A 7,246-nucleotide genomic window follows, 5' to 3' on the forward strand; every position below is an offset into this window, starting at 1 on the left:
GAATGTGCTGTTGTCGTTGGTGCTGCTTTTCTCAGGAGCGGCCCACCACCCGCGGACCTCAGGCGTTGGTCGCCCTCCGGTGGTGGCTCTCGCCGTTGGGGCCGACGTCGCGTACCCGCGCCCTCAGTGGCCTGGGCGTTGGCAGGGAGCGGATATGGCCTGCCTGCCGTTGGTGCCGCTTTTCGGTGGGTGCTCAACCCTCGCCAGGCCCCAAGCGCCTCCCGCCAGCCGGGCCACTTCGCGGCAGCTGGTGCGCTTTCGCCGCCGCCAACGACCCATGACAAGGATCCAGTGGGGCCCGTCGGGTATCGGGCGGGAAGTTGGCAGAATCCGGTGGCCCTTTCCGTGTGTCCAGGGAGAAGGCCGTGGCGGGCCAGGGTAGGCCGTGCGGCCGTGTTCGGGTGGGAGTTCCGCGATTCAGCACAATTGGACTCCGCGATGCGGCACAATCGGCTGACAGGCGCCCTGGTCAGGGGTTATCGATTGCGTATGACTCCTGACGCAGGACACCAAATCCCATCAACGATCTAGCGCGGTGGCCAAAAACGATCGCCGGACTGGCCACGCAGCCCGGGGCTGGGAATGACCCCACGTGTCGTTCACTCCGTACCCGGGCACGTTCCCGACGCTGCGCGGCCAGCGCATCCGGATGCCGGTTGTTCGCGTTGGGCCACCGCAGATACGCGTGCAACTTCTGCCCTCGCCCTTCCTGTCGGCCGAGCTATGATTCGGCTTTGGGCCTCTGAAATCCTTGGAGAAGACGCATGAGTGATGTGGGCATTGGCACCGGCAAAGTGGTCGTGAACAGGGCGATGTCACTGGACGGCTTCATCGCCGGTCCTGGCCACGCGATGGACTGGATCTCCGATTACCTGACTGCGGACGCGGTCCCGGAGGTCATGGCGGCCACGGGGGCCATGCTCGTCGGCCGGGGCACCTACGAGGTAGCCAAACGTATGGCCGACCAGGGCACCGCCTACGACGGGGGAGCGCAGTTCGTCCTCACCCACGAGCCTCCCGACGAGCCGGACCCTACCGTCACATTCCTCACCTGTGGACTCGAGGAAGCCGTTGCCACGGCACGCAGCGCCGCAGGCGACAAGAACCTGGAGATCCTCGGTGCCGACGTGGCCGCCCAGTGCCTGCGGCTCGGGCTCGTCGACGAGATCCTGGTGTATGTCCTACCGGTGCTACTCGGCGACGGCGTCCGCTTCTCGCCCCCAAGCCTCGACAGGATCGACCTGGAGCCCTTCAGCAACACCCAGTCGGGCGCCGTCACGACGCTCCGCTTTCGCGTGCGAAAGTAGGCGCGGCCCTCCAAACGGCTGGTGCGCTGTCCCTGAACGTTCGCCGGGTGTGACCAGGCGGCTTGGGTTCGGGGCGATCCCGGCGTTGCGCCGGCGCAGGTATGCGTGCGGGCCGCGGGCCAGAGCGGGGTGGCTTTCGTGGTCGGAAGCGCCCATCATGAAGGTGCGCAGCGGCCCGAACTGGCCGAAGGCGAAACACCGATCGGGAAACCGGCTGGTCACCTCCTCGATCCGGTCCAGCCTGACGTCCTCGTCCGGGTCACGTGATTCCTTCCGGGTGCGCTGGAAAGGGATCCCGCGCCTGTGCGGGATCTGCCGTAGCCGCTCCCGGCCGACCTTCACNNGATCGGGTTGTCGGCGAGCTCGCGGATGCTCCAGTGCGCGGGCGGGCGGCCGAGCCTGGCCGGGCGTGTGATGGCCGCCTGGACGACGTACTGCTCGTCGTCACCGGTGATCTGGCGGGGAAGGCCTCCCGCCCACTGAGGGTCCAGCGCGGCCAACGACCCACGACAAGGGTCCGCCGGGTATCGGGTGGGAAGTCGGCAGGATCCGGTGGCCCTGTCCGTGTGGCCAGGGCAGACCGTACGGCCGTGTTCGGGTGGGGGCGCGTTGCCGCACGACTGGCCGACGGGTGCCCTGGTCAGGGGGCATCGATTGCGTACGACCCCTGACGCAGGACACCAACTCCCGTCAACGCCCTAGTGCGCGACTCCGCTCAGCTCGTTGGGCGCCTCGTCCAGGGTCACCGAGGTGGTGACCTCACCGGACTCCAGGTCCAGCGAGTGCACCTGCCTGGTGGCGGGGTCGCTCACGTAGGCGGTCCCGCCGCGCACGAACAGGGCCGGGCGGGGCTGCTGCCACTCCAGCGGCTCACGCCACCCGTCCATCACCTCGATGCTGTCCACGACCTCACCCGCCTCGGGGTCGATCACGTGCAGACGGCCGTCCGTACCCAGGACCAGTGCCTCGCCGCCGGGGCCGCGGCCCAGGGAGCGGAAGGTGTAGCTGCTGGGCAGGTCGACCAGGGTCAGACCGCCGTCGGTGGTGTCGACGAGGGAGACCCGCTCGGGGCGCTCCAGCTCGGCCTCGGGGTCGGTCTTGTAGTCGCCCAGGACGATCGGCGACTCCTCGCTCCCGGCCTGGTTGCCGATGCGCCCGTACCCGTCGGGGCTGTCCACCTTGGTGAACTCGCCGCCCTGGTAGATGAGAACGCCGTCCTCGCAGCCGATCACGACCGCCTCGCCCTCGGCGGTGCTCTCACCGTGCACGCCCGGGCACTCCTCACTGCGGGCGACCTCGTGGCCGTCGGCGTCCAGGACGACGGCGCCGACACGCTCCTCCTCGGTGCCCAGGGTCAGCAGGAGCTCCCCGTTCGTCAGTTCGACGGCCACCCCGTGGTGGGGCGCCGCGGCCGTGTGCACGTCGGTCTCGGGCGTCCCGTCGCCGAGGGCGTCGCTGTCGAAGGCGGTGACCTCTCCGCTGCCGTCGTCGAACAGGACCGTCCTGCCGCCGTGCCGGACGACGTGGCCCGGGGCCTCGGCCGGGAAGACGGTGTCGGTCAGCTCGCCGCCGCCGGCGGCGTCCAGGACCCGGAAGCCCTCCGAGGCGGAGACCATCACGTGCCGGTCGTCGCCGACCGGGTTGATCCGGTTGAAGCCCTCCAGCGGGATGTCGCGGACGACCTCCAGGGTCTGGCCGTCCAGGACGTACAGGCCGCCGTCGTAGGTGGTCACGACCGGGTTCTCCGCGACGGCCTCCGCCGCGGCCCGGCCCTCTTCCCCCTGTTCCGTTGTGGTGCCTCCCTGGGCTCCGCAGGCCGTCAGCAGCAGTCCGGCGGACAGCAGCACGGGCAGCGCCGCACCGGTCGCGGCTCGCCCGGGTCGTGTCGATCGAGTCATGGGGATGCTCGCTCCGCTCTCTTCGGGGTTGGTGTTCCGCGGCGTGTGGGGTCCGCCGCGGCCGTGCCGGGGCCGTTCGCCCCGGTCACTCGTCACGCAGTCCGGTGACGATGGACTCGGTGTTGGTGCGCATCATCCGCAGGTAGGTCTGCGCGCCCTCGCCCTCCGCGCTCAGCGACTCGGAGAACAGGGGGATGACCTCGATGCGCACACCCGCCTCCTCCGCCATGGCGGAGGCCAGGCGGTCGGGCTGGGAGGAGTCGGCGAAGACCGCCTCGACCCCGGCGTCGCGCACGGCGTCGGCCAGCGACTTCAGGTCCGAGGAGCTCGGTGAGGCGAGGGTGGTGCCGCTGGGGATCACGGCGCCGATGACCTCGAACCCGTAGCGTTCGGCGAGGTAGCCGAAGACGTGGTGGTTGGTGACCAGCTTGCGGTCCTGCTCGGGGATCGTGGCGAACTCCTCGGTCATCCACGCGTGGAGCTCCTCCACCTGGCCGGTGTAGGCCTCGGCGTTGGCGCGCACGGTGTCGGCGTCCACCCCGTCGACCTCGGCGATGACCTGCTCGGCGATCACGTCGGCCGCGCGGACGACCCGCAGCGGATCGGTCCAGAAGTGGGGGTCCGGCTCGCCCCCGTCCTCGTTCTCCGCCGCGGAGTCCCCGCCCGGCGCGTAGGGGAGCGGGTCGACCTCGGCGCCGACCTCCAGGACGGGAACCCCCGCCTCCTCCGCCGCCGCGACGTTGCGCAGGACCCCCTCCTCCAGGCCGAGGCCGTTGTGGACCACGAGTCCGGCGTTCTCGACCAGCGCGGCCTCTCGTGCGGAGACGCCGAAGGAGTGGGGATCGGCGTTGGGTTTCATGAGGACGGTGACCTCGGCTTGGTCGCCCACGATCTCCCGGGTGACGTCGCCCAGGATGTTGGTGGTGACCACGATCCCCTCGCCCCCGTCCGTGTCGGAGGAGCAGGAGACCGCACCCAGGACGGTGGTCGCCGCGAGTGCGACGGCGGCGGCCCGGAGCGTCGACGGCGTACCCGGCGTTCGCATGGCGGTCACCGTCCCGTCTCGACCATCAGGTGCGGTGCGATCCCCGTCGTGAGGGTCCGCGCCACGCGCAGGTCGTCGTTGTGGTCGATCTCGTACACGACTCCGTTCTCGGCGTCGTTGAGGTAGGTCCGGCTGGTGTCCACCCGGATGGCGGGGGTGTGCGCGGTGTCGGTCCCGTCGAGCAGGTCGGCGGTGGCCAGCTCCTCGCCCGTCTCCGGGTCCAGGGAGTGCAGTGTTCCGTCCCCGGTCAGGGCCAGCACGGGACCGCCCGCGCCGACCGCGGCCACGGTGACGGCGCCGGTCAGGTCCAGCGGGTTCCACGCCGGTTCGGCCAGGTCCAGGACCCACACGTCGCCGCCGGTCGAGACCGTGGCCAGGGTCGCGGAACCGGGGCGGCGCCCGAACTCCCCGGTCCGCCCGTCGGAGCCCCCGGGGTGGGCGATCACGCGGCTGGTGAGTGCTCCGTCCTCCTCGGTGACGTGGAGGGTCCCGTCGGCGCAGCCGATGACCGCTCCGCGCCGGGTGACGGCCTGTCCCCGGGGTTCGGCGCAGGTGTCGCCGAGCGGTTCCAGGGCGGTTCCGTCCCGGTCGTACACGCTGACCGCGCCCTCCGGGCCGCCCTCGGCCACCAGCAGGTGACCCGCGAAGGGGAGGGCCACCTCGGCGTTCCCGGGCACCGGGACGGCGGTCTCGACCGCGCCCTCCTCCAGGGCGGCGCGGTCCAGAACGGTGGTGCCGCCGTCGGGGGAGGTGAGCGCGGTGAGGGCGGTGTCGGTGGTCGCCCGGTCCGCCGCGAGGGCGTCCAGGGTTCCCACGGACCGGATCGGTGCCCGGTAGTAGTGCTGGTGGTCGCCGTGGTCGACGGTCCAGGAGCCGCTGTCCACGACGTGGGTCGTCCCGTGGTCGGATGATCGGAGGTAGGCGAAACGGCCGTCTCCGGTGATGCCGTCCACGCCCTCCACGGGGTCCAGCTCCGTCATCTCCTCGGTGATCAGGTCGAGCACCCGGACCTCTCCGGTGCCGGTGTCGGCGATCACGAGGCGGGACTGGGGTTCGGCGCTCTCCTGGGCCCCTTCCACGTAGCCGTGCGGGGTCTCCTCCTCCGGCGGCGGGTCCTGCGCCGTGCCCGCGGCGGTGCCGCAGCCGGTCAGCAGGACGAGGGTGGACAGGGTCGCGCCCAGCGCGCGGTGTTCACGTCTCATGGGCTGTCGCCTCCTTCGTCTGTACGGGGTGGTCGGGGGTGGTGTCGGGGGTCGCGCGCAGGCGGGACCGCACGGCGGACGCGCACGCGGACGCGAAGAAGAGGGTGGTGGCCACGGCGGTGATGGTGGCTCCGGCGGCCGTCTCCCAGTGCCAGGACGCGAGCAGGCCGAGGAAGGTGGAGACGCCGCCGAGCACGGCCGCGCCCAGCATGATCGCGGGAACACTGCGCGCCCACAGGGCCGCTGCCGCCGGGGGAGCGATGAGCAGCCCGAACACCAGCAGCGTGCCGACCACGTGGAACGAGGCGACCACGGCCAGGGTGACCAGGCCGAGCAGGGCGCCGTGGGCCACCCGGGGCGCCAGGCCCAGGGTGTGGGCCTTACGGGGGTCGAAGGCCAGGGCGAGGAACGCGCGGTGCCCCGCGAGTGCGACCACCAGGGCGGCGGCCAGGGCCAGGCCCAGGTGGACCAGGTCGCGTTCGCGCACCGCCAGGACGTCCCCGAAGAGGAGGCCCGTGAGGTCGACCGCGAACGAGGACGAGTGGGAGACGATGATCACGCCGACCGAGAGCATCCCGACGAAGAGCAGTCCGATGCTCGTGTCCTGGGACAGCCGGGACGAACGACCCAGCACGGTGACGCCGGCGGCCATCGCCCCGGCGGCCAGCGCCGCCCCCAACATCAGGCTCTGGCCGAGCAGGGAGGCCAGCGCCACCCCGGGCAGCATGCCGTGCGACATGGCGTCGCCGAGGAAGGCCATGCCGCGCAGGACCACCCAGGTCCCGGCGAGCGCGCAGACGAGGGAGACCAGGATCCCGCCCCACAGCGCGCGTTGGACGAACACGACCCCGAACGGATCGAACAGTGCTTCCATGATGCGACACTGTACAACGATAATCATTATCGTTCGCACATCGGGGTGAGGGTGAGAAGCGTGAGGAGTGGGACGAACCGGGTGGAGCTGGAGGGCGTGTACGCGGGGTACGGGAGGCGGGACGTCCTCCACGGCATCGACGCGGCCGTTCCGCGGGGAGCGGTCACGGCGCTCGTGGGGCCCAACGGGTCGGGCAAGTCCACGCTGCTCGGGCTCCTGGCGGGCACGGTCCGACCCCGCCGGGGCGGGGTCGTGTCCGCGCGGCGGCCCCGTCCGGCCTTCGTGGTCCAGCGCAGCGCGGTCTCCGACGCCCTGCCCGTCACGGTGCGGGAGACGGTCACCATGGGGCGGTGGGCGCACCGGGGGTTCTGGAAGCCGCTGACCAGGTACGACAGAGCCGTGGTCGCCGACTGCCTCGAACGCCTGGGCATCGCCGACCTGGCCGACCGCCGCATGGGGGAGCTCTCGGGCGGCCAACGTCAGCGGGCGCTGGTCGCCCAGGGGCTGGCGCAGGGATCGGACCTGCTCCTGCTCGACGAGCCGTCGGCGGGACTGGACCACCGGGCGCGCGAGCACATCGCCCGCGTCCTGGAACGGACCCGCCTCGACGGGGTGACCGTCGTCCACGCGACCCACGCCCCCGAGGAGGCCCTCGACGCCGACCACTGCCTCGTGCTCTCCGGCGGTCGGCTCGCGGCCTCGGGGCCGCCGGAGGAGGCCGCGCGGGTCTGGGACGGAGGCCGGGCGGTGGACGGCCGACCCGTCACGGGCCCGACCCCGGTGGGAGAGCCGGACGGGTCCTTCCTGACGCGCTGACCGCGCCGTTCCCGCTGTGCACCGCCGTCGCGGCCACCCCGCCCCGCGGAGCCCACGCGGTGACCGGCTCCGGGCCGCGCCTCCGAGGAGGCGCCTCCGCACCC

Annotated in this window: 6 protein-coding genes; 2 read left to right on the top strand and 4 right to left on the bottom strand. The window is 71.9% G+C overall.

The window, feature by feature from the left end; translation table 11 throughout:
• Positions 1 to 764 precede the first annotated feature (764 nt).
• A complete protein-coding gene (locus D455_RS0120060) occupies positions 765 to 1,307 on the top strand; it encodes a dihydrofolate reductase family protein (protein WP_017572492.1) in 543 nt (180 codons plus the stop codon).
• Between the two features lie 698 nt (positions 1,308 to 2,005).
• Here the strand turns inward: D455_RS0120060 and aztD are convergent.
• The 4 genes from aztD to aztB form a co-directional block, all read right to left on the bottom strand.
• A complete protein-coding gene (gene aztD / locus D455_RS0120070) occupies positions 2,006 to 3,205 on the bottom strand; it encodes a zinc metallochaperone AztD (RefSeq protein WP_040685003.1) in 1,200 nt (399 codons plus the stop codon).
• An 85-nt stretch (positions 3,206 to 3,290) separates the two neighbouring features.
• Complete coding sequence (gene aztC / locus D455_RS0120075) at positions 3,291 to 4,250, bottom strand: zinc ABC transporter substrate-binding protein AztC (protein ID WP_026122807.1); 960 nt, start codon at positions 4,248 to 4,250, stop codon at positions 3,291 to 3,293.
• Between the two features lie 5 nt (positions 4,251 to 4,255).
• On the bottom strand, positions 4,256 to 5,452 hold the full coding sequence (locus tag D455_RS0120080) for an NHL repeat-containing protein (RefSeq protein WP_017572496.1): 1,197 nt from the start codon (positions 5,450 to 5,452) through the stop codon (positions 4,256 to 4,258).
• Complete coding sequence (gene aztB, locus D455_RS0120085; RefSeq protein WP_017572497.1) at positions 5,442 to 6,326, bottom strand: zinc ABC transporter permease AztB; 885 nt, start codon at positions 6,324 to 6,326, stop codon at positions 5,442 to 5,444. Before aztB ends, D455_RS0120080 begins: the two co-directional genes overlap by 11 nt.
• Positions 6,327 to 6,386: 60 nt before the next feature.
• Between aztB and aztA the strand changes: the two genes are divergently transcribed.
• Positions 6,387 to 7,142: a zinc ABC transporter ATP-binding protein AztA gene (gene aztA / locus D455_RS31120; protein ID WP_152487119.1), complete on the top strand. Its 756-nt coding sequence runs from the start codon at positions 6,387 to 6,389 to the stop codon at positions 7,140 to 7,142.
• The last annotated feature ends 104 nt before the right edge of the window (positions 7,143 to 7,246 follow it).

Origin of the sequence: Nocardiopsis halotolerans DSM 44410, from assembly GCF_000341065.1 — a bacterium.
Lineage (GTDB): Bacteria > Actinomycetota > Actinomycetes > Streptosporangiales > Streptosporangiaceae > Nocardiopsis > Nocardiopsis halotolerans.

What these genes read in the sequence shown, in the direction of transcription:
- D455_RS0120060 (WP_017572492.1), top strand. Translation starts at nt 765, where the DNA reads ATGAGTGATGTGGGCATTGGCACCGGCAAAGTGGTCGTGAACAGGGCG.
- aztD (WP_040685003.1), bottom strand. Translation starts at nt 3,205, where the DNA reads ATGACTCGATCGACACGACCCGGGCGAGCCGCGACCGGTGCGGCGCTG.
- aztC (WP_026122807.1), bottom strand. Translation starts at nt 4,250, where the DNA reads ATGCGAACGCCGGGTACGCCGTCGACGCTCCGGGCCGCCGCCGTCGCA.
- D455_RS0120080 (WP_017572496.1), bottom strand. Translation starts at nt 5,452, where the DNA reads ATGAGACGTGAACACCGCGCGCTGGGCGCGACCCTGTCCACCCTCGTC.
- aztB (WP_017572497.1), bottom strand. Translation starts at nt 6,326, where the DNA reads ATGGAAGCACTGTTCGATCCGTTCGGGGTCGTGTTCGTCCAACGCGCG.